14 protein-coding genes and 3 pseudogenes are annotated in these 23,368 nt (G+C 57.3%); 6 read left to right on the top strand and 11 right to left on the bottom strand.

Going from position 1 to position 23,368, the window contains the following annotated elements:
* Positions 1-56: 56 nt before the first annotated feature.
* Positions 57-1,226, bottom strand: a complete 1,170-nt coding sequence (locus CKW15_RS00980) for a mandelate racemase/muconate lactonizing enzyme family protein (RefSeq protein WP_095057763.1) — start codon at positions 1,224-1,226, stop codon at positions 57-59.
* A 99-nt stretch (positions 1,227-1,325) separates the two neighbouring features.
* On the opposite strand from CKW15_RS00980, the gene CKW15_RS00985 reads away from it, so the two are divergent.
* Complete coding sequence (locus CKW15_RS00985) at positions 1,326-2,201, top strand: LysR family transcriptional regulator (protein WP_095057762.1); 876 nt, start codon at positions 1,326-1,328, stop codon at positions 2,199-2,201.
* Between the two features lie 159 nt (positions 2,202-2,360).
* Positions 2,361-2,495 carry a hypothetical protein gene (locus CKW15_RS00990; RefSeq protein ID WP_256583019.1) on the top strand — a complete coding sequence of 45 codons (135 nt, stop codon included), beginning with the start codon at positions 2,361-2,363 and terminating at the stop codon, positions 2,493-2,495.
* Between the two features lie 207 nt (positions 2,496-2,702).
* Here CKW15_RS00990 and CKW15_RS00995 read toward each other — a convergent pair.
* Positions 2,703-3,608 (bottom strand): annotated as a pseudogene (locus tag CKW15_RS00995) (TrkH family potassium uptake protein); the annotation flags it as partial.
* 8 nt (positions 3,609-3,616) lie between these two features.
* Positions 3,617-4,315: a potassium channel family protein gene (locus CKW15_RS01000; RefSeq protein WP_095057756.1), complete on the bottom strand. Its 699-nt coding sequence runs from the start codon at positions 4,313-4,315 to the stop codon at positions 3,617-3,619.
* A gap of 368 nt (positions 4,316-4,683) precedes the next feature.
* Here CKW15_RS01000 and CKW15_RS01005 point away from each other — a divergent pair, with 368 nt between their 5' ends.
* From CKW15_RS01005 to CKW15_RS01015, 3 genes are read left to right on the top strand one after another with little or no spacing between them, the layout of a single operon-like run.
* On the top strand, positions 4,684-6,468 hold the full coding sequence (locus CKW15_RS01005; RefSeq protein WP_095151314.1) for a DUF1538 domain-containing protein: 1,785 nt from the start codon (positions 4,684-4,686) through the stop codon (positions 6,466-6,468).
* A complete protein-coding gene (locus CKW15_RS01010) occupies positions 6,465-6,827 on the top strand; it encodes a P-II family nitrogen regulator (RefSeq protein ID WP_095057754.1) in 363 nt (120 codons plus the stop codon). Before CKW15_RS01005 ends, CKW15_RS01010 begins: the two co-directional genes overlap by 4 nt.
* The gene (locus CKW15_RS01015) at positions 6,824-7,186 is read left to right on the top strand and encodes a hypothetical protein (protein WP_095151315.1); all 363 of its coding nucleotides are present in this window, start codon (positions 6,824-6,826) and stop codon (positions 7,184-7,186) included. The genes CKW15_RS01010 and CKW15_RS01015 overlap by 4 nt, the downstream gene beginning before the upstream one ends.
* A 299-nt stretch (positions 7,187-7,485) precedes the next feature.
* On the opposite strand, the gene CKW15_RS01020 is transcribed toward CKW15_RS01015, so the two are convergent.
* Positions 7,486-11,997 carry a DUF5801 repeats-in-toxin domain-containing protein gene (locus CKW15_RS01020; RefSeq protein ID WP_095151316.1) on the bottom strand — a complete coding sequence of 1,504 codons (4,512 nt, stop codon included), beginning with the start codon at positions 11,995-11,997 and terminating at the stop codon, positions 7,486-7,488.
* A gap of 412 nt (positions 11,998-12,409) precedes the next feature.
* Between CKW15_RS01020 and CKW15_RS01025 the strand changes: the two genes are divergently transcribed.
* Positions 12,410-12,859 carry a response regulator gene (locus CKW15_RS01025; protein WP_095151317.1) on the top strand — a complete coding sequence of 150 codons (450 nt, stop codon included), beginning with the start codon at positions 12,410-12,412 and terminating at the stop codon, positions 12,857-12,859.
* Between the two features lie 72 nt (positions 12,860-12,931).
* Here the strand turns inward: CKW15_RS01025 and CKW15_RS01030 are convergent, their stop codons facing one another.
* The 7 genes and pseudogenes from CKW15_RS01030 to CKW15_RS28980 form a co-directional block, all read right to left on the bottom strand.
* The gene (locus CKW15_RS01030; protein ID WP_159953388.1) at positions 12,932-13,375 is read right to left on the bottom strand and encodes a hypothetical protein; all 444 of its coding nucleotides are present in this window, start codon (positions 13,373-13,375) and stop codon (positions 12,932-12,934) included.
* Between the two features lie 49 nt (positions 13,376-13,424).
* On the bottom strand, positions 13,425-14,267 hold the full coding sequence (locus CKW15_RS01035) for a transcriptional regulator (protein ID WP_095151319.1): 843 nt from the start codon (positions 14,265-14,267) through the stop codon (positions 13,425-13,427).
* A gap of 78 nt (positions 14,268-14,345) precedes the next feature.
* Complete coding sequence (locus CKW15_RS01040) at positions 14,346-15,986, bottom strand: methyl-accepting chemotaxis protein (protein WP_095151320.1); 1,641 nt, start codon at positions 15,984-15,986, stop codon at positions 14,346-14,348.
* A 121-nt stretch (positions 15,987-16,107) separates the two neighbouring features.
* Entirely contained in the window at positions 16,108-17,229 is a 1,122-nt protein-coding gene (locus tag CKW15_RS01045) for a two-component system response regulator (protein ID WP_256583020.1), read from the bottom strand.
* Positions 17,230-17,475: 246 nt separating this feature from the next.
* Positions 17,476-21,234 (bottom strand): ATP-binding protein, encoded by a 3,759-nt coding sequence (locus CKW15_RS01050; protein WP_159953389.1) that lies wholly within the window; start codon positions 21,232-21,234, stop codon positions 17,476-17,478.
* Positions 21,235-21,444: 210 nt separating this feature from the next.
* A pseudogene (locus tag CKW15_RS28975) lies at positions 21,445-22,428 on the bottom strand (methyl-accepting chemotaxis protein); the annotation flags it as partial.
* A 300-nt stretch (positions 22,429-22,728) separates the two neighbouring features.
* Positions 22,729-23,010 (bottom strand): annotated as a pseudogene (locus CKW15_RS28980) (PAS domain-containing protein); the annotation flags it as partial.
* Positions 23,011-23,368 lie beyond the last annotated feature (358 nt).

The following is a 23,368-nucleotide window of genomic DNA, read 5'->3' on the forward strand; positions in this document are numbered from 1 at the left end:
AGCGGATGACGCCGGATAACTGTGGCCTCAAGGGCAGAGGCCACAGTTCGGGGCTATCAGCCCTCGCCCAGCTCGCGCATAACTGCGTATAGAGCTGACTTGGCTTCGAAGCCAACACCTGGGATGTCAGGAAGGCCTACGTAGCCGTTTTCAACCTGTATGCCGTCAGCGAACCCACCGAATGGCTGGAATACGTCTGGATAAGATTCGTTACCGCCCAGATGCAGGCCTGCAGCGATGTTCAGGGACATCTGGTGACCACCGTGCGGCACTACGCGGCGAGAAGACCAACCCATTTCTTCCATCACCTTCAGGGTGCGCATGTACTCCACGAGGCCGTAGGACAATGCACAGTCGAACTGTAGGTAGTCGCGATCAGGGCGCATACCACCGTGGCGCAGCAGGTTACGAGCATCCTGGTGGGAGAACAGGTTTTCACCAGTAGCCATTGGTAGTTCATAGTGATTTGCAAGTTCCGCCTGCAATGCGTAGTCCAGCGGATCGCCAATTTCTTCGTACCAGAAGAGGTTGTACTTCTTGATGGCCTCTGCGTACGCAATACCTGTTTTCAGATCGAAGCGACCATTGGCATCGACAGCCAGTCGACGACCGTCACCCACCACTTCAAGTACTGCTTCGATACGACGGATATCTTCGTCCAGTGGCACCGCGCCAATCTTCATTTTGACGACGTCGTAGCCACGATCCAGATAGCTCTGCATCTCTGCCTTGAGCTTGGTCTGGTCTTTGCCCGGATAGTAATAACCACCCGCCGCGTAAACCCAAACCTTGTCATCTGCCACGCCGTCGCGGTAACGGTCGGCCAGCAGGCGGTACAGTGGTTTACCTTCGATCTTTGCAACGGCATCCCACACGGCCATATCAATGGTGCCAACGGCAACTGAACGTTCGCCATGGCCACCTGGCTTTTCGTTGGTCATCAGGGCCTTCCAGATGGCGAACGGATCCAGGTTGTTGTTCTCATGGTCGATAAGAGTATCCGGATCAGCTTCCATGATTCGCGCCAGGAAGCGATCACGCATCAAAGCGCCTTGACCATAGCGACCGTTGGAGTTGAAGCCGTAACCGATGACTGGTTTACCATCGCGAATCACATCCGTGACAACAGCGACGACCGAACAGGTCATTTTGGAAAAATCGATGTAGGCATTGGCGATTGGGGAAGCAATCGAAACTGTTTTTTCACGGATGTCTACGATACGCATGACGGGTTCCTCTTGTTGTTGGTGGCCCAACGTTATGCTTTGCGATGGGACTCGCCCAATGCTATTAATGCCGCGCCCTATGCACAGGAGGCATTGCCCTTGGAACTCGTCTGGCTCGAAGATTTTTCAGCGCTTGCGGAATACGGCAGCTTTGTTCGTGCCGCAGAAGCGCGGCACGTTACTCAGCCGGCATTCAGCCGCAGAGTCCGTTCACTGGAGAATTGGATGGGCGTACAGCTGTTCGTTCGCACCCCTCAAGGGGCGACCCTGACCGAAGCCGGGAGGCAAATTTTGCCAAGTGCTCAGGAGGCAGCCAGGCGCTTGTACAGGATGCGCAACGAAGCTCAAGAGGTGGCGGGAATGGCCGCTAAATCCCTGCACTTCGCTGCAACTCACTCCCTGTCGTTTACTTTTTTTCCACGGTGGCTTCGCAGCACAGAAAACGGCGCTCCAATCGAGGCTGTGCAACTGCACTCAGATAGCATGGCTGTCTGTGAGCAGATGCTGATACATGGCCAGGTTCAGTTTCTGCTCTGCCACCGCCACCCCGACGTTCCACCATTACTGGCCCCTGATCAGTTCATTGGCAAGAAGGTTGGAGAGGACGTTCTCGTTCCTCTGGCGAGTGCTTCCGCCAACTTCGGCAATTCCCCGGCGGCATTGCCCTACCTCGCTTACACCCATGAGTCCGGACTGGGGCGTATCGTCGCTCACCGACTGCATGGCAAGGAAGATTACCTTCACCTCAAACCACTTTTCAGCAGCCACCTCGCGGCAGTGCTGATGTCCATGGCCTTGGAGAGCAAAGGTGTCGCATGGTTACCGAAAAGCCTTACAGAACAGGAAATGGCTGACGGTCGGCTGGTCAGGGCACTCGACGAAAGCTGGGATATTCCCTTGGAAATTCACCTCACTCGTCCCACAGCCCCAATCAGTCCCTCTGCCGAAGAGTTCTGGGCCAAGCTAGGCGACTAGACACATTGGGCCGCAGCCAGTCTTCATTCGCCAAAGGCGTTCTGGTACCGAAAAAATCCAATACGCCACGATTCGTGAAGTGTTTGATCACTCAATCGCCATTGTTTGAGGCTAGTCATCTAATTACGCTCGGGGCCGCGATTTTTCCAACAACAGCTAGTGCGGCCTGGCGATGTCATCGTCATTGACGGTAGTGCAGACCTGACGCGCGCCGTCTTTGGGGGAATCATGCGGGCAATGGCGTTGAAGGCGGGAATCGTTGGAGTGGTAAGGGTCAATCCCAGCCCTTCGTGAAAGGCAGTACTCGGCCAACGCCCGCAACCCAAAAGACCACTGATCTCTCTTTGGAAATACTTGCTGCCTCATAGGGCGCGTATCGAAAATTGATTGTCGCCCCCCATGTACCTTTTAGACTCAACCCCGAAAAGGTGGGTCAGTATCTCCAGAAAACCGGCGTTACGAGCACCAACACCGTCAGGATTTCCAGTCGCCCTAGAAGCACCTCTTCTGAATCACAGCTCGAGGATGGATCAACTGCTTCAAACTGCTTACCAGTAGCGCGGCAGCCACCTGAAAACGGAAGATCTTGAGACCGCCTGCGGTGGAGCCGGAACATCCACCGACGAAGGTCAGATAGAAACCAAGAAACCCGCGTACCTGGTGATCTTGAACCAGCGCACGCCGATCGCCTCGCAATGTCGCGACGTACAACGTGAACGGCAGGCTACCCAGAATCATGATGGCCACTGCCACCCAGTGAATCGCTGGTTGCGCCCAATGCCCAAGTGAAGCGTCCGACGTTGAAAATCCCCCGGTGGAGATCAACGACATTGCGTGATTGACCGCTTCAAATGGCGTCATTCCAGTGAGCCAGAGCGCCAGCGCTCCAATGCCAGTTAGCCCCAGATAGAGCAAAAGAATGTACTTGGCTGCGACATGGGAACGCGGTGTCACTTTCTCCGACCAGTCTGAGGACTCTGTCTGGAACAGACGCATGCCGCCTACTCGCAACAGCGGAAGGATCGCCACAGCCATGCCGATAAAACCGATGCTTCCCAACCAATGCAGCATGGAGCGCCATATCAACAAGCCGGGAGATGCGGTATCCAGGCCGGTGAGTTCGGTCGAGCCAGTGGTTGTGATGCCGGACATCGTTTCAAAGAAGGCGTCGGTGTAGCTGATATCGCTGATGAACACCATCGGCAACGCTGCGAAGCTGCACACAACGACCCAACTGCCAGTCGTCAGCAGATACATATCCCTCGGCCGAAGCTGACCCGTATCCGAGCGCCCCCGCACAATCAACACGAAGCCACAGATGAAGGTATTCAAACTCGACCAGAGAAAGGCCGACAGCAAACTGTCCGATGCTGGTTGCTTACAAATGCCCGTAGATGGCACAGGCAAATCGGGCGTCACCTGGCCTGACGCGACGGATAAATACCGGCAAGCCGCGCTATCACGACCCCCACATAAAAGACGCCTGAAAATTCCTCCACCATCACCAGTGAGCGAGCGTGGTTGGTCAACGGAATAACATCGCCGTAACCGGTGGTAGTAAGCGTTGTGAAGCTGAAATAGATCAGCTTAAAGAAAGTGCCGGGTTGTCTGAAATCGAAGTTGCCAGGTCCGAAGGAGCCAGTGGCGGAAATCTCGACCAGGGCATAGATGAAGGACCAGACAAAGGCCAGCATGATGTAGCCAGCAAGCGCGCCATGCAGTTTGTCGGCTGTAATTGGCCCGCGCTTGAGAAGGTAGCGAAGCACTCCGCTGAACGAAACCGCAAGAGACGCCGCATAGGTTATCCCGGCAAGTTCAAGCGTCGCGATGCTCTCCGTCCACAAGGCCGCCCATTGAAGGCCAATCCCAAACAACGCCAGGCACAGTTTGAAGATGAACCCCGACCGGGTTTGCCTGGTGGCAAAAGCGCCCACGAGCAGCACGGCCGAAAACAGAATGCCCAGCAACGTGCGAGCAATCAGTCCCTCCTCCAGAAAGGGAAACAGAAGGATCAACCCGAGCAAGAGCAACAACAGATAAGTGCAGGGCCCCAGCCCTATCACCATCTGAGCTAAATCCGCGTCGGAATCGGCTTTATCTTGCAGATGTGTCATACCGGTTTCCCTAATGCCGAAGCAACGCTCGATACCTGATGTTACTCGGGTGAATTCTGATCTTGCTTCAGAATAGTTGGGAGTGAAGCGCTAGTCGCGTATACCTGTAAGAGTTTTCGACCTGACTGGCAGCTTCACACCCAGCAAAAAACGCCCTCTGCTACGCTGAAGTCTCTACGGAGAATTCACGGTAGAAAGTGCAGTTCTGCTGCCTTCTTTGCGATCAACTTCATGATTGAAGTCAACACCCTACTCACCGAGGGCAGGCAAAGTTGTACGCCGCAGGAAAATTGGGTTAAGCCCAAATCGGCGCCAATGCGACGGGCTATTGGTCCCCTACCCGTAGATCTACTTAAACAGATGACCCTATGAAAGACTCCATTCGCTACGCCGACTACATGCAGATGATCGGCGCCGGTCGCCGCGAAATACCCATGCGAGAAATGGTATCCGCACCGGTTCGCAATGCCGATGGCCACTGGCAGGCCGCTCCTCACAAAGCTGCAAAATTGCGCGGAGTCGAGGTCGCCGCCATCCTCAGGCCCTACCTCAATGTCCGGCTGAAAGAGCAGCTTCGCGCCGTGGCGCCGTTAGCGATGTACCTCGTACTGTTTCAGATCATCATCCTGCGCCAAGTGGTGGAGGACTCGCTGATTGTCGCGGGCGGCCTGTTCGCTGTGATCGTCGGACTGATGCTGTTCATGGAAGGGCTGAAACTCGGTCTGATGCCGTTGGGCGAAATAATTGGCAGTAACCTTCCGCGTAAGTTATCCCTGCCTGTGGTGTTGCTGATTACCCTGTTGCTGGGCATCGGGGTGACTTTCGCTGAACCCGCTATCGGGGCGCTGCGCGCTGCGGGGCAGAACGTTTCTGCAGAGCGTGCGCCCTACCTCTGGGCGTTACTCAACCAGTGGACCGGCGAACTCGTCCTGGTTGTGGGGGCCAGCGTCGGCCTGGCCGCTGTAACCGGTACGCTCCGGTTTCTCTATGGCTGGAGCCTGAAGCCGCTGATCTATTTAGCGCTGGCACCTGTGCTGCTGTTGACGGTTTACATGACCCGGGACCCTGAGCTTGCGAAGATTATTGGCCTGGCCTGGGACGCTGGCGCGGTCACCACCGGGCCGGTCACCGTACCGCTGGTGCTGGCGTTGGGTATCGGCATTGCGGCTGCCGCTGGCAAGGGCGGCTCCGGTCTGTCCGGGTTCGGCATTGTCACCCTGGCCTCGCTGTTTCCCGTCATGGGCGTCATGCTGCTCGGCCTGTACGTGGCGGCGCTCTCCTCGCCAGCGGAAATAATCGTCGCAGCGCAGGCCATGACCGGCGCCGGACAACTGGCTGCACCCTGGCACACGGTCAGCCCCGGACTGGAGGTTGTTTCGGGGCTGCGAGCCATTGTGCCTCTGGTGATATTTTTACTGATCGTGCTGAAACTTCTGCTGGGCCAGCGCCTGCCGCGACGTGGCGAGATTTTCCTCGGCATTGCACTGACCGTAGCCGGCATGTGTGTGTTCAATCTCGGGTTGACGTACGGCCTGTCGAAACTGGGTGGGAGTGCGGGTTCGCTGATTCCGGCGGCCTTCATGAAAACACCTGGCACAGACGACTCTCCGCTTTATATGTATCAGGTGGGACTGGTACTGGCCTTGGGTTTCGCCTGGGTGCTCGGGTATGGGGCGACCATTGCCGAACCCGCGCTCAATGCGCTCGGCGTCACAGCAGAGTCCCTGACCAATGGTTTTATCCGCAAGCGCAGCCTGATCCGCGCAGTTTCAATAGGCGTCGCCTGCGGTATTGCGGTGGGCGTGGCCAAATTGGTATTCGACCTGCCTTTGGTCTGGCTGGTGGTGCCGCCCTACCTGTTTGCCGTGGTACTGACGTTTTTTTCGACGGAAGAGTTTGTCAATGTGGCTTGGGACAGTGCGGGAGTCACCACTGGGCCGATCACCGTTCCGCTTGTTCTTGCCATGGGGTTGGGACTGGGCAATGCCACCCACGCAGTCGAAGGTTTCGGCATTCTCTGCATGGCATCCGTTGGTCCCATCATCAGCGTCATGCTCCTGGGACAGTGGGCGCGCTTTCAGTCGTGGAAACAGACAAAGGCTGCCGCGCAACAGCCGGCAAATACATTATTGAGCACGGGAGAAGCGGGATGAAAGCTGACGGGATTACCTACCTGACTGATGTGGCACTGATCACCTGCATTGTTCCCGTCGGTCGCGCCGACCAGGTGATCCGTGCGGCCCAGGGTATGGGCGCGCCAGGCGCCATTGTCTACCACGCCCACGGTGTAGGCCCCCGCGAGCGGCTCGGCTTGCTCAGCGTTGCTATCGATGCGGAAAAAGAAGTGGTCAGCCTGCTGGTGGCGGTCGACTACCAGGACGCGGTACTCGAAGCCATCTACCACGCGGCCAACCTGAATGTTCCCGGAGCGGGAATGATCTATGCGACACCGGTGGAAAAAGTGGCCACCTACATTCCCCGCGAAATGCTTGAACAGGGGAATATCTCGTGAGCGTGGTGACGGCGTGTATACCGGGTGGGGCTGCGAAACTTATCACCTGCGTGTTGCCGGACGATGGTACGGAGCGCAGGCTATTGCAGTTGTTGCGCGATACACATGGCATTACGCGCGCGGACAGCGTTAGCTGCCGCGGTGTGCCCGTGCTGCAGGCGGCTCAAGCTCCCCGTCATGAAGTGCCCGAGGCGGTACTGTCCCGACTAATCAATGTGGTGGTGGATGAGGCCGAGGCCGAAGCGGTATTCGAATTCATCTGCGCCCACGCCGGGCTGACCGAGCCAGGCCGGGGTTCGGTGTACATGATTGCGTTAAATTTCGCGACGCCCATGGCTATGCCTGCTGGCGTCGCGTAAGAGTCCGGGTGGTCGCTGATACGGACCATCACACTGCCCTTGCAATTGCGCCTGAAGTCGGCCATGCGCTCGTAGTTCTCAAACAAAAAAAACCACGTCTTGATGATTTTTGATTTCCATCAATCTCCAGTATGCGGCGCTCAATGGCAACATCACAGAAGCAGAGGCTGTTCATCAGTCAATAAATCGAACCCTTAACAACCTGTTTGATTTCAACTGACGATCTTGTATGGGTGCCGCAAAAAAATGCGAGGGTGGTTTCCTGCACCACCCTCGCATTCGTTCACGCGCGCGACGCCTCAGGCGCTAAAGAAGAGGTCGCTATCCTGAAGGTCGACCCCGACCACGGTGATGGTCGTTACCTGTCCTGGCTCGGTCACCGTCACGATGCTGTCAAAGCCGGTATTGTCGATCTGGAAGGTGTTCTGTACACCGTTGATCACCAGTTTGTCGTGCACGTCCGGCCCCACATCGAAACCGGTGACCTGGTACAGGTTGTCATTGATCGACAGGTCGATGTTGAACGCATCTTGCTCGCCGATCGTGCCCACCAGCGTGTAGTCGAACTGTGCATTGGCCGCGTCATTGGCGAACAGGTTGGCGTCAAACGTACTGGTCGCCGAATCCCCATCCTTGTCGGTCAGTGTCGCGCTGAACGCCAGTTTCACATCGTTGGCCAGGCTCTCGCTCTCCGAGATGAACTGGATGACCGGGATCTTGATATCGCCCCGACCCATCGTCAGTTGAACCGCGTCGATCAGCAGTGCGCCCTCCTTCTGAATGAGAAAGGACACCTGCCCACCCGCCTCCGATGTCACTGTGTTCACCTCGATGCGATTCGAGAACGTGCCATTTTCGTAGAAGATCCTGTAATACAAATCCTCGGTCGCGGTGTTGTAACCCCCTACGGAGTTGTCGATAAAGACCTTCATGCCCGCCAGCAGGGTTTCCGGATTGATCACGAAACTTTCATCGGCGGCGCTGATTGCCACCTGGTTGTCTCCCTGGAACACGTTGTTGCCGACGCCGATGCCGGACGTGCTGACGTTCATGGAGGCGGCGTCGATGTACGCCGGCAGCGGGTTGGTCTGTAGCGTGGCTTCGGTAGGGTCGGAGGCTCCGAGCCCGATGCCGCTCAGGATCTGATCAGTCGTCGCAAGCGACTCTGCGGAAAAGAACACAATTTCCTCGGAAGTCGAAGGAATAGCCGGGTTGTTCGTCTGCGGAATCAGCAAGGTGCGCACTGGATCCGGGCCGCCGGCTGCAAGCGAGCCGTCGGCACTGCTGAGCACGATCGTCGAATGGAAGCCTTGCACCAGATCGAGTGCATAAGTGCCATCGGCGAAGGCGGTCAGCGTGTAGTCGACGCTGGTATTGGCCGTTGCGGCGTTGTTGTCGAAATCACCGGTCAACGTACCCGCAAAATGGTACGCGCCGTTGATATCCGGTGAGCTCCCCTGCTCGGTCAGCGAGCCGACTCCGAGCAGGGTCGTGTTGTCCGGCCTGACGAGGGTGAACTGGTTGTTCACCAGCGAAATATTCAAGCCGGTCGCGCCCAGCCCGTCGGCTCCCGCCGCGCTGTTCCAGTACCCGTATTGTGGAAGGAGGCTACCGGTCCCGATCAGGTTGCCGAACGCGAGTGATGGCCCGTCATCCTTGAACACCAGGTTCTGCCCGATGTTGAGGGTCGCCTGGGCACTGTCGCCGTCCCCATCGGTCCTGGTCGCTATCAGCGTCACCAGATTGTCCGAGGCCAGAGTCGTCGAGTCATCGGGATCGTTGATATTGGGATGCACCACCGCCCGGAGCTGATCGAGCGTAACGCTGCCATCGGCGGCCACGCTGACCGTGAACACCAGATCGTTGCTCACGGCTGTGCGGCCTTCGACCACCGTACCGTTAAGCGACAGGATCACGGTTTGACCCGTGGCCGTATCCGTCAGCCCGGTGGCGCCGACGCCTATGCCCAGCGAATAGGTCAGGGGCCCCGCCCCATCGGCGCCAGGACCAGAGCTGAAGTTTGCGGTAAAGCTCTGGGTGGCATCGCCCCCCAGGGCCGAATCGTCCACCGTCATTGTGGGTTCCGTGCCGGAAGTGTTGACGCTCGGCCCATCGTCCTTGAACACCAGGTTCTGCCCGATGTTGAGGGTTGCCTGGGCGCTGTCGCCTTCCTTGTCGGTCTTGGTCGCCGTCAGGGTCACCAGGTTGTCCGAGGCCAGGCTCTTCGAATCATCGGGATTGCCTGTGTTGGAATGCACCACGGCCCGGATCTGATTGAGCGTAACGCTGCCATTGGCGTCGACGCTGACCGTGAATACCAGCTGGTCGCTCGTGACCGTGCGGCCTTCGATCACCGTGCCGTTGAGTGACAGGACCACCGCATGGCCCGTGGCCGTGTCCGTCAGCCCGGTGGCGCCAACCCCTATGCCCAGCGCATAGGTCAGCGTGCCGGCCCCATCAGCGCCAAACGCCGAGTTGAAGTTGGCCGCAAAGCTCTGGGTTGCGTCGCTTAACAGGTCCGATTCGTCCACCGTCAGCGTGGGTTCCGTGCCGGTGGTATTGATGCTTGGCCCATCGTCCTTGAACACCAGGTTCTGTCCGATGTTAAGGGTCGCCTGGGCACTGTCGCCGTCCCCATCGGTCTTGGTCGCTGTCAGCTTCACCAAGTCATCCGAGGTTAGAGTCGTCGAGTCATCGTGATCGCCTGTGTTGGTATGCACCACTGCCCGAATCTGGTTGAGCGTAACGCTGCCATTGGCGGCCACACTGACCGTGAACACCAGATCGTCGCTCGTTTCCGTGCGGCCTTCGACCACCGCGCCGTTGAGCGACAGGATTACCGCCTGGCCCGTGGCCGTGTCCGTCAGCCCGGAGGCACCGGCCACCATGCTCAGCGCATAGGTCAGTGTGCCCGCCCCATCAGCGCCAAACGCCGAGATGAAGTTGGCCGCAAAGCTCTGAGTAGCGTCGGTTGTCAGTGTCGTCTCGTCTACCGTCAGCGTGGGTTCCGTGCCGGTGGTGCTGATGCTCGGTCCGTCGTCGTCGAAAATCATTTTGGAGCCGATTTCGACGGTCTGGATAGAGGCCTGGAGCAGCCTGAAGCCACCGATGTCAAAATCGGCGTGGTTGTTGCCCTTGGCGTCGACCGCCGCGCCGTTCTCGATGAGCACGCGGTTGTGATCCGCCGTTGTGGTGTATTCAATCTCGTAGCCAGCCTTGACGCCGCTGATGGTCACAACCCCACCGGCAAAGCTGAAGACAATGCCCAGGGTATTCGACGGTGCGGTGGAGTCCGCGACGACCCCGGTACTAATGTTGGTGACGCGAACGCTGGTGATTGAAATCGACGTATCATCCGCATATCCGTCGATGAAATCCTCTTTAGATTCAACCTCGGTGCTGAAGGCGCTGACTCTTACGACAGCACTCTTGCCGCTCTGCAACTGTACGACGTCGAAACTCGCCGATTTCGCATTGAAGACGTCGGTGAAGTCGACGTTGGCTTCAAGATCTGCTTCGTTCTGATCGAGGAAGGGAACAGTCACATTTTGCCTGGCTCCCGTGACGAACGAGAAGCGGATGCCCTCTTGCTCCACAATCATCTGATTGTTGGTGCCGAAGGTGGTCGGGCCACCCGCCTGGCTGGTATTGATCGTGTCGCCAGTGGTTATATTGACTCCGGTTGACTGGTTTGCGGGGTTCTTGCCGGTGGCGATGATGGTGGGGTCCGTGATCCGCGTGACAGTGTCTACAATTTCAGTTTCCGGGTTCAGCTTCGTAAACATCAGGAAGAGGTTCTGACCGGAGGGTGCATTGAGCAGACTGAACGCCAGGTCCTGGCTGGCACCGATGAAAACCTTATCCATCAAATTGACCGAGTCATCAGGGTTCGCCGTGCCTGGATGCTGAATCGGTTGGTACTCCACGATCCAGATCTTGCCGCCAGAGACCGGTGTTCCGGTTTCTTCTATGTAAGCTGCGAACACAATCGCGCCGTTCGGCCCACCGGCTCGGCCCAGAACGATGTTGTCATCTGAATCCGTATAGAGAAGGATGCTGGTGCCATCGAGGGTAAACAGTCCACTGTCATCGCCATCGAGCGCAGCGCCAGCGCTGTCAACGAAGCTGACATCGGTAATGCTGCCTCCGGGCGCAGAGGTGATGGTGAATGCCGTGCTGCCCGTATTGCCCACTTCCCCGTTGTAACCACTCAGGGCCACACCCGTTGCGGTACCGGCCCCAAGAGTGCCCAGTCGCGTGGAAAACGCCCCCGGCAAGGCCAATGACGTGTCGTTGTCGTCCGCGTCTCCCCCAGGGGCTGGAGTGGCCGTGGCGTTCTGCAACCCGGCCGTTTCGTCCAGCGTAACGTCCTCGCCGGTCAGCTCGACGCCAAAAGCACTGTCCGTAAAGGACGCTGTGGCCACCGCATCGTCAGCCGTGCCGGACGCACCATCGGCACCTGCCGAGGTCGCGCTGAGCAGAAACGTCGCGCCGGCCGAGTCGTCGGGGTTCACGTACCACGAGGTGGTAACGCTGCCATTGACTTGGCCATCGAGATCGCCGGCACCGCCATCGGTCACGGACCAGGGCTCGTGCCCATCGCCGGTGTTGGTATCGAGCACATCGTCGGGCGTGCCCCACACGCTATCCGCGCCAGCACCGACGGCGTGGTCCACTTCGAACGTTACGGTGCTGCCGGGGGCGAGCCCGCCGGCCGTGATAGTGGCAGTGCTGCCCGGTGCGTAGTCTTGCTGGTCGGTGGTGACGGTCAGGTCATTCGTTGGCGATGAGGTTTTCTTGCGCATAGTCATGACTTTCTCCTGAGCAGGTCAAGTCATCGAGACCGACCGTAGACCTTTGTCTGTTCTATAGGCCACAACTATGAACAAGCTCCAAAGTTTGCACATCGTCTGAAACTCCCAGACGGGCTAGGAGTTTCAGACTACTGGAGAGCGGGAGACGGGAGCCTGCTGCGGTGTTCAGCGCCAGGGTGGCGGGCACCGCAGCCTTCGGCCGAAGGCGCGTTGAACAGCCACTCAATATTTTTTTCGCTCGGCGCGAATGGCCGTAATTTCGGCTATACCTTGATACTGAACAGCCCGCATTTGGCGTTCAGGTACGCTTCGCTACCCGCAAATGCAGGCGCAACCGACGAAGTTTTGATTGATCCTTGAATCAAAGGAAAAAGGCCAATCGGCAGCAGTATTGACTGAATGAGGGACTATGAACGACGACGATATTTTGAGTGGCGCTGAACACGAGGCGATCAACGCTGCCAACCTCCATGAGGCAGAAAAAAGACCTCAAAAGGTGCTGATCGTTGATGACGACCGCGCTTTGCGTGAGATGATTGCCGGGAATCTCCAACTTAAAGGCATCCAGAGCCTTTTAGCAGCAAGCGCTGACGACGCCATGAAGTTACTGGTCGCTGACGATGCAATCGAGTTGATCATTACAGACTTGCGGATGTCACCGACCGATGGTCTGGATTTTATTCGCAAGATCCGAAAGTCCGTGTGGGCCGATCTTCCTGTCCTGGTCATTTCCGGCGATGCAAAAGTCAGAGACGCCATTGCCGCAATGCATCTGGGCATTGTTGATTTCCTGCTCAAGCCGATAGAGCCCGACCAGCTCCTCCCATTGGTTTACCGGGAGCTCGGCATCAAAACCTAGACTTACCGGGAAACCGGCACCGAAAACCAACACTGCGCGTGGCCAGTCACTCGGATGAGTGACGTCTGCGCGTTACCTTCTGCTGCATAAAATGAACATGTCATTGCCATCATCGAACAAGTAACGCATCCCGGACAACGACCGCACCCAGTAACTCAGGCTGCTGTCCGGGCGGAAAATAAACATGCTCAGCGTGCCGGTCAGTTCAGGAAGACTTTTATCTGTTTCACCCTTGGCGCCCCGCATTACATTGACCTGCAGGCGTTGCTTCTGCTGATTGACTTCAAAGGCACTGTTGCGGTGGATCGTGCCGATTTCATCCCCGGTTTCGGCATCGATCAATTGAGCAATCATGCGCATATGGCTGAGCCCCTCGAGGCTCAAATCCAGTCGAAAACGCGTCATCAACCAGGCCGAATGCATGCCGGAAGACACTTCATGCGCGCTCTCCCCCGTGCACCAAAGGTCCAGGCGTTCGTCGCGCTCTGTCATCAGCCGGCCCAGCGCCACACTCAACAGCCCCAGAACGCCGAAAGCCAGGCACCATGCAGCATTTTCCGCGCGTCTAGTCATGTTGTTGAACGCCTATGCAGCGGCTGACGGTGCTCTCCAGTTCGCCATCACAGAGAATCTGATCCGCACCTCGACGCGACGGTAACAGGTAGAGATGGATGTTTTGCGCCGAGAGTTCCAGCAGCCCTGCCAGTTTTCGACTGTGCCCGACCATTCGTTGCAGATGGGGCGCCGTCAGCGTTTGAGCGTCTTGAGCGGAACGATGCACGTGCACGTCCTCCACAGTCACGGGCGCGGTGAATTCGGGCGGTGGCGCATCATCGGGCAGTCCCCATCCCTGGGTGCCCAGCAGGAATGCCAACGCGCCCCACACGGGTAAAGCCAGCCATAGGCCCCAACGCCGTTGCGATGGCACTGGACACGCAGACGCCGCCGCGTGTGTCGGTGCCATCGGCGCACGCACACCCTCCTCCACTCGATCGACCGGGTTCGACAGCGGCGCGTCATCAATGGACGCCGCGTTTTCAGCTGCATCTGCACCTGAGGCTGGCAGGGCCAACCACTCCTCGACACGCACACCATCCGAGAGCTTGTAACCGATGCGGGGTAAGGTCTGAATGAAGTCCCGATCAGGTTGCAGTTTCTCCAACGCCAACCGTAACTGTCGGACCACCTGGGCCAGGCTGTTATCGGTCACTTCCAATCCGTATTGACCCCATGCCCCGGACATCAGGTCGCGTTTTCGCACCACGGAGCCATCGGACCTGAGCAGCATCGCCAGGCATCGGCTGGCGATTGCACCCACCCGCAAGGGCTCTTCACCGGTGGTATCCAGCCGAAACAAGAGGAAGTTGTCTTCGTCGAACACCAGTTGTTTATCAATCAGCAGGCCCATAGCGGCATTTCCATAAATGCAGACTCGAATTCAGACGCTATAAGAACAAAGGCCATTTAGTCGCACTGTTTACAGCTGTTAAAGCTTGAATGTGCGCACCAGATTGGTGAATGACACCGCCAAACGAGAGAGCTCCTGACTCGACGCGTTAGTCTGATTAGCACCGGCAGCGGTTTGTGTAGACAGGTCACGGATGTTTACAAGGTTGCGATCGACCTCGCGCGCCACATAGGCCTGCTCTTCCGATGCGGTGGCTATCATCGTGTTGCGATCGTTGATCTGCGCAATGTTTTGAGCAACACGCTCAAGCGCCTGCCCCGTGGCATCTGCCAGCAATTGAGCATTGCTGGCCAAGGCGCTGCTTTTGCCCATTGCGTGTACCGCATCATCCGCCCGGTTCTGCACCAGCGATATCATCGCCTCAATTTCAGCCGTGGACCCTTGAGTGCGCGCCGCCAGCGCTCTGACTTCGTCGGCAACCACGGCAAATCCACGACCTTGCTCGCCAGCGCGTGCGGCTTCAATGGCGGCATTGAGTGCAAGCAAGTTGGTCTGCTCTGCAATGCTGCGAATAACACTGAGCAACTTGGCAATGTCGCGGACACTGCCAGCGAGTTCTTCAACCATGGTGGTAGAGCCGCTGATTTCGGAACCGACGGTGTTAATCGCGTCCACGGCCTCACGCGCCTGATCTCGACCATTTGCGGCTTCTTCGCTGGTGAGTTTGGACGCCTCAGAAGTCGAGACCGCGTTGCGTGCGACTTCCTCTGAAGCTGCGCTCATTTCAGTGACGGCGGTTGCAGCCAGTTGAATTTCGTCGCTCTGGCGTATCAGCCCGCGCCCGCTTTCTTCCGTCACCGCATTAAGCTCTTCCGCTGCGCAACTCAGTTGGTCCGCAGCACTCGATATTTGCTGGATCGTGTTTTTGAGGTTGTTCTGCATGTCGCTTAACGCCGACAACAGTTGGCCCGTTTCATCGCGTCGAGTGCATGAAATGGCTTGAGTGAGGTCGCCCGCTGCGACGCGCTGAGCACTTGCCAGTGCAATGGCAAGGGGGCCACTGATTGCTCGACTGATGAACAGCCCTAAACCGAAGGCTGCGATGAAAGCCAGCGCAATACCCACGTACAAATTGAACTTCGCCGTACGGTCGCGCTGGGCCGCATCGACAGCGCCTTCCCCTATCTGGCGATTGTTGGATGCAATCATGATGTTTAGCTCATCGACCACCGAACGGTAAGCTTGCTGTAAATCGGTGGCAATTAACTCTCGCGCAGCAGGCAAATCACCTTCCGCAACCATTCCAACAGCACGCTCAACAAGTGCCTGATACACAGGCCAGTCCTTTTCCATTTTGTCACCGGCGGCGCGTTCGTCGTCTGCCAGCGGCGTTGCCCGATACACAGCGAAGGCCGTTTCACTAAGGGCACGGTGTCTTTTCATATTAGACAGAATGACGTCTTTCTCTGATTGCGGTGCATTCGCTGCAGCCGCCGACAACAGGCGATAAAGGTCACGATTTTGATCGACGGTCCCTGACTTGGCTTCTGCTGTTTTAGCCACAGAGATCAGGTTATTCGTGAACACCAGTTGCAGGCTCGACGACAGCGAACCGACACCTTGGCTCCCCAACAGTCCTACGACCAGCGTAATACCTGCGCAGAGCGCAAAGGCCAAAAAAAGCTTGAACGATATCTTGGCGTCGTAGAACCATTTCATACAGAAAAACCTACCGTCGTGTGGGGGTGCATCTCTGGGTTGAACGTCGAATTCAGGCGTGCTCAGGTCCATTCAGGAACCTGAAGGTCTCGCTGACAAGAAAGGTATTCGTGGGGGGGCGCTATCCGGCCATTGTCAGTGGCTCAGCGGGCTCGCTATCGGAAAAGCGCTGGGCAATTTGATCGAACTCCTCCTCCAGGGCCCTGAAGGCCAGCACCACATCCGGATCGAAATGCCGGCCGGCACCGTCATAAATGATGGTTGCCGCCGTCTGATGGCTCATCTGCGACTTGTATACGCGCCGGCTGATGACCGCATCGTAGACATCCGCCACGGCCATCAGTCGGGCGCTCACCGGAATGGCATCACCGGCCAGCCCGTTCGGATAACCGCTGCCGTCCCATTTTTCGTGATGACACAGGGCAATTTCCTTGGCGATGCTCAGGAAGGGAACGGGCTGCCCCAACAGCTCCTCCGCATGGACCAGTGCCTGATAACCCAACTGGGCATGGGTCTTCATGATCTCGAACTCGGCGGGCTCGAAACGGCCAGGCTTGAGCAGGATATGATCCGCGATCCCGACCTTTCCGATGTCGTGCAGCGGCGCTGACTTAAACATCAGTTCAATGCTTTCATCATCCAGAAACGCGCTGAATCGTGGGTGATGACGCAGTGCCTCGGCCAACGCGCGCACATAATGCTGCGTGCGTCGCAGATGGTTGCCTGTCTCGTTATCGCGCGTCTCGGCCAGTGACGCGAGGGCCATGATGGTCACGTCGTGGGTGGCTTGCAGCTCACGGGTCCGCGCCAGTACTTCCTGATCGAGAAAGTTGTTTTGCACCCGCAGCAGATCTGCCGCCAATTTCAGACGCATCTGTGTCTGCACCCGCGCCAGCAATATGGGCGGATTGACCGGCTTGCTCAGGTAATCGCTAGCGCCCAGTTCGAGCCCCAGGCATTGATCTTCATCTTCGTTTCTGGCACTCAGAAACAGAACCGGGACATCCATGGTTTTCGGATTGCTTTTGAGACGACGACAGACCTCATAACCATCCATGCCAGGCATCTGCACATCAAGCAAGATCAGGTCGGGTAGGACTCGGTCGACAATCTGTAGCGCCTGCTCGCCGCTGACAGCAACCCGCAATTGATACTGCTCACGGAGCAGTTCATTGATCAACTGCAGGTTGGCCGGCATGTCGTCAACCACCAGCACGATGGGTTTACGGGGAAATTGGTTCAACAAGACATCCTCGCAACGGGCACACACCAATGCGTCGTTAAATCTGCCGGGGCAGACGCAACTGGCCTGAAGGCACAATGGGGCAAGAATCGTCCGTTATCTTTGCCAGGTTTTTTTTTGCAGTAACGCATGCCCTGCGCAACTCTGCTCTGAATTGGTCTGAGCGCATTCTGTTCAACGCTGAAAAACGCTGAAAACTTTTGAGCAGAGTCCTGATGCTGGCAAACACCGCGCATAACCCACCTGCTATTCGCTCATCGCCGCTGTTGCATAGGCTTGTAGCGCCTCGTTCAGATGGCACTGTGCTTGCTCGAAACTGAAACGCTTTATCGCCTCCTCAAGTGGCGCAAAGCCATTTGCAAACGCGCCCCGCAACAACACGGAATGTCGGGAGAAGTAATGGACAGCGTCCCCATCGGACTCACCCAGCAGCGCATCGAGCGTGCGACACACTTCGTTCAACCGGGGCAAGTCAACCTGCATTGACGGTGATTCGACCTTTGCCGGCAATTGCTCGCGCAGTTGTCCCAAGAGCGACGTCAACGGTTGGCTCAACCTCTCCAGGCATACTTGCAACATCTCAGCCGGCTGCCTGATGCGCAGCGCTTGCTCCAATGCATGCGCTGCTTGCGCCACGGTGTCGGCGCCGATGGTTGCGGATACACCTTTGCAGCTATGTGCCAACAGCTCCGCTCTTTCCAGATCGCCCGTCGCCAGCGTCACGTTCAACTGTTCCAGCAGAAGGCTCTGGTCGGCCAGGTAGTTGCGCAATAAATCCAGATACAAAGGGTGATTGCCCAACACCCGCCGCATTCCCGCTTCCGTATCCACGCCGTCGAGACTGAACTTGGCATTGGTAACGTGTGCAGTCGGGGTTGGCTTACGTGTATGAGCGCCACCGAGGCTGATCGGCGCATCACTCAGCCAGCGTCGCAACATCGCGTAAAGCGCGTGCGGCTCGAAAGGCTTGCTGACAAAGTCGTTCATACCGGCGGCCAGACACGCGTCATGGTCACTACGCCGGGCATTGGCCGTTATCGCAATGACCGGCAACGCGCTCAATCCGGGCCGCTGGCGCAATTGGCGGGTGGCGGCCAGGCCATCGAGCACCGGCATCTGCATGTCCATGAACACCAGGTCATATTCTTCTGCCGCCAGCCGCTCTAACGCTTTGCGACCATCGAACGCAATATCGACACTGCAGCCCACTGCCCGCAGCAACTCGGCGGCAACCTGCTGGTTCAGCTCGTTGTCTTCCACCAGCAAGATACGAGTGCCGTCGGCCACCTTCCAATCACTGCGGTGCGGTGTGTGGGACAGGTTGTCGATGACGTCGTCCTGGGCCAATTGCAAACGGACCTCAAACCAGAATGTACTGCCCGAGCCCAGTTCACTTTGAACACCCACCTGCCCGCCCATCAGCTCGGCCAGTTGTTTGGCAATCGCCAGCCCCAGACCCGTTCCGCCAAAGCGCCTGGTGATCGAGGCATCTGCCTGTTGAAAGGACTGGAACAGGACTTCCAGTTGCTCGGCGGATAAGCCGATGCCAGTGTCCGTCACGCTGAAGTACAACAGCACATCATCCTGGCTGGCCTGACGCAGGTTGACCTCTATGCGGATCTGCCCCCGTTCAGTGAACTTCACCGCGTTGCTGAGGAAGTTCAGCAGCACCTGACGCAGCCGCAGCGGATCGCCACACAAGCACTCGGGGACGTCCGCACCGGTATTGAGATGCAAATCCAGGCGTTTATCGGCAATACGGGGACGAACCTGGTCAACCACTTCTTCCAGCAACTCAGTCAGACTGAAGTTACAGACATCCAGCTGAAGCTTGCCTGCCTCAATCTTGGAAAAGTCCAGGACATCGTCAAGAACGCCCAGCAAGTGTCGGCTGGAACTCTGTACCTTGCTCAGATAATCGCGTTGGCGCTCGTTCAGCTCCGTGCGCAAGGTCAGATGCGTCATGCCGATGATGGCGTTCATCGGCGTGCGGATCTCGTGGCTCATGTTGGCCAGAAACTCGGACTTGATTCGTGCACTTTCCTCGGCAAGTTGCTGCGCTTGCTGCATTTCGGCGGCTGCGGCCTGGTGGGCGGAAATGTCTTCGACGATCCAGATCGAACCACGGGACAGGTCACCGGGCGCGATGGCACGTGCGCTCAGGCTCGCCCAAAAGCTGGTGGAGTCCTTGCGGCACAGTTGCAGATGCTGATGATAAATTTCGCCGCTGTTGAGGGTCGCCCGAACCTGTGCTTCCAATGCAACCTTCGTCTCTGCCCACACGACCTGATCCAGCCAACTCACCGGGGAACATTGCAATTGCTCGCCCGGCGTAAAGCCGAAGAGTTCGTCCAGACGCAAATTGGCCTGCACAATCACGCCACCCTGCACCAGTGCGATACCACAAGGCGCCGCCGTGACGATCGCTTGTTGTTGCTCGTGCGCTTCACGCAGACGGCGCTCGTCCGCGTTGCGCTGGGTGAGATCGCGAATCGCAATACACAGGCTTTCCCTGTAGCCCTGCCGTGCTGGCAGCAAGCATAGACGTAGCTCGACAGGGAACTCACTGCCATCCGAGCGACGGCCAATCACTTCAACCGGATCGAGCACCTTTTCTCTTCGTAGCTGCTCAACCATCGATGCGACAAGTTCACGTTGACTCTCCGGGAGCAGGACTTGGCAGGTCTGGCCGAGCAGGCCGCCAGGTGCATAACCAAACGTCGCTTCACTTTGCTGATTCGCCAGAATCACGCCATTTTCGTCAAACACGAGCAGCGCTTTAGGGGCGAATTCCACGATGCCGCGATACCAGCTCTCGGTGGCTTCCAGCGAATCCTGTCGCTGTTGCAGGATCAGCGCCTGATCTTCCAGTTGCCCAGCCTGCCGCCGGGCCTGTTGTAACAGCTGTTGGTTGTGGAGTCGTTGTTGCACAAGGTGCAGCAACGTGCCAAGTCGCGCCGGCAGACTGTCGAGCAGCCTGAATTGGGCGGGATCCGGACGCTGAGTAAAATCCAGTTCAAGGCTGGCCAGCTGCTGCCCCTCTTGCAGCAGTGGCAAGCTGAAGTGCACTTCACCCCTGCGCTGCATGGCGGGCACCGCATCAAACGACAAGACCGCATGACAGTTCAAACAATCCTGCAACCGCTGTTGCAGCGTTGCCGCAAAGGCCTGCGGGGTCGCGCACATTTGTAATACTTGGACCAGTTCACCAAGGCGTTTCTTCACCCAGTGTTGCCGGCGCATCTCTTCATTGACGTCAACATAGGCATCGAACGCTTCATTCAGTGCCACGACCTCGGCAAGGCCGGTGCGCTGCTCCGGTTCACCAACGGCCTCCCCGGCTTGCAGCCGGCGTATGCGCTCGGAAAGCCCCATCAGCGGGACCACCAGCTGGCGTCGCAGAATGATCAGAAATGCCAACAGGGCGGCACCCAATGTAATCAACTGCATCAATACATTGATTCGGCTGGCCAGTTCGGCCTTCTTCCGGGCAACCTTGAAGTCGTTATTGAAGCGTTCGCTTGTTTCCGTGATCAGCTGATTCAGCGCATCCGCGAAACCCCACTCGGAGTTAATGTAAGAGGTACCGGAAAGCAGTGACGGCCCCCCACGATGGAAACTTTCCCGCATGGCCAGACGCTCCATATCCGTCTGTTTTACATCCATGACTTCGACCGCTTTGAGCAATTGCTCTTCTGTATCGCTCAGTCCCATCGCACGGAAATCCTGTGCAACTTCTTTAAACTTCCGGCCTTGTTGCCATTTTTGGTTGTATCGGGTGAGAAACAACTCGTCGCCTGTAGTGACATACAGACGAGCCAACTGGGTCAGTTCACGGTTGAGGGTGCCTATCTGGGCAATGGCGGTAATGCTTTGGTGACGTCGATCAGTGGCTTGCGCTGCCTGCTTCCCGAAGTACTCATCCACTGCCAGGGTCATCAGGCAGGCAGCTAATGCCAGCCCAAATCCTATAGAGATGAGTTTGCTCAGACGTTCCAGGCTCACGAAATTCTCCTGCCGACATTGCCCCGACCCACGTCGAAAGCTCATCGAGCAGTAAACAGCGACCTCTTGGGCTGCGCTGTGAAATCCGCTGATCCATTATTTGGTTTGATGAAATAACGTTGAAAAACTGTGAATCGGGCGAAAAACGCCCGTGCCAGCGCTTCAAATGCGTACCCCCACGTCCCTGTGGGTGTTCGAGGGGATGGGTTATTACCGATTGAAGCGTTCAGCCAGGCTGTGCAAATACTCCGCCATACGTTCCAGTTCCTGACTGATTTCAACGCCTTGCTTGGCCTGCCCGGCGCTGTGATCGCACAACTGGGCAATACGCGTGATCTGTTGATTGATGTCTTCAGCCACCTGGCTTTGCTCTTCCGATGCCGACGCCATCTGGTGACTCATTTCCGTGATTCGGCTGACAGCCCCACTGATGCCGACAAGGGCGGACTGCACCGCCTCGACACTCTGCATGCTGTCACGGGAAATCTGTTCACCTCTGCTCGCGGTCACTACCGCCCGATCAGAACCGGTTTGCAGGGAAGCGATGATTCCATGGATCTGCTCGGTCGAGGTCCGGGTACGTTGCGCCAAAGTGCGCACTTCGTCGGCGACAACCGCAAAACCCCGGCCATGCTCGCCTGCCCGAGCCGCTTCAATGGCCGCGTTCAGCGCCAATAGATTGGTTTGGTCGGCGATCGACGAAATCACATCCAGCACACTGCCTATTGACTGGGTCTCGCTCGCCAGCGCATTGACCGCCTGGCCAATTTCGCTCACAGCTTCACTCATGTTCATCATGGCTCGCAGACTTTGCTGCGCCACATCACCGCCCTGCCGTGCCAATTGGTCCGCCTCGGACGCCGCATTCGCGGTGTTCTGCACGTTTTGCGTGACTTCCTGAATCGTCGCCGCCATCTGGGAAATGGCAGCAGCAGACTGATCGGTTTCATTGCGCAGACGATCCAGAGACTTCGCCTGCGAACCGGAAAGTTCAGAGGCCAGCCCTGCCTCGGCCTTTACACTCACCCCTGTATCGACCAGTCGGGTCAGCGCCGTTTGCAGACGTGCTTCTTCACTGAGCATGGCCAGATCCAGCTGCCCTTGAACGCCGGGGTTGTCACTGTAAGTGAGGGCTACCAGTTGACTGGTAAAGGCTTTCGGATGTTCAGCCAGGGTGCGCTCGATGGTTCTGCGCTGACGGCGCTCGACCACGTACCAGGCAGCCATCAGACTCCCCGTCATCAGCGCCAGCGCCTGAGGTTGTGCAAGCCAGAGAACACCCGGTAATGAAACTATACCGGCCAGGAAAAATGGCCAGCCGCGTTGAACCGGACGGCAAATGCGTGCACTTAATGCGACGGGGCTTTTTCCGGCACGCAGTCGAGCGTAGAGCGCGGTTGCACGTTGGATCTGGGCACTGGTCGGCAGTGAACGCACCGACTCATAACCACTGATTCGACCATTTTCATAGATGGCGGTGACATAGGCGTTGACCCAGTAGAAATCACCATTCTTCGAACGGTTCTTGACGATCCCCATCCAGGGTTTGCCTTGCCTGATGGTTTCCCACATGTGACCGAACACTGAAGGCGGCATATCTGGATGACGCACCAGGTTATGCGTCTGTCCGATAATTTCTTCGGATTCGAAACCGCTGATTGCAATAAATGCATCATTGCAATAGGTGATTCGACTATCCAAATCCGTGGTAGAGATTAACTTTTGCTCAGCTGAAAAAACTCTTTCGCAATCAGTGACAGGTAAATTAACGCGCATAAGGCATCTCTGGCAGGTCCATGTTTGGATGAGGCCATCCCTGTGAATAATAGTGCGCAGCCCACTTTAAATTTAAACGGCTCGAAGTGTGCGAGTGCACCTCAAGTACCGGTTCGATATTTTCTGCTTCTGCGCAACGGTCACGAACGGATGGTTTTTTTGCAATTAGTACATGCCATCCAAAGAAACGCTCTGAAATGAGCAGTGGCCTGCCCGCCAGCGGTTGAAAAACGCTGAAAAACGCTGAAAAGTCATGAGGCTCACCCGTTTGCGCCCGTATCCATTGCGCCTTCCTGATAAGAAGCCAGAAGCTGCAGACCTTATTCAGGACCAGACGCCAGGCAGAAAAAAGCCCAGC

Origin of the sequence: Pseudomonas sp. Irchel s3b5, assembly GCF_900187435.1 — a bacterium.
Classification (GTDB): Bacteria; Pseudomonadota; Gammaproteobacteria; order Pseudomonadales; family Pseudomonadaceae; genus Aquipseudomonas.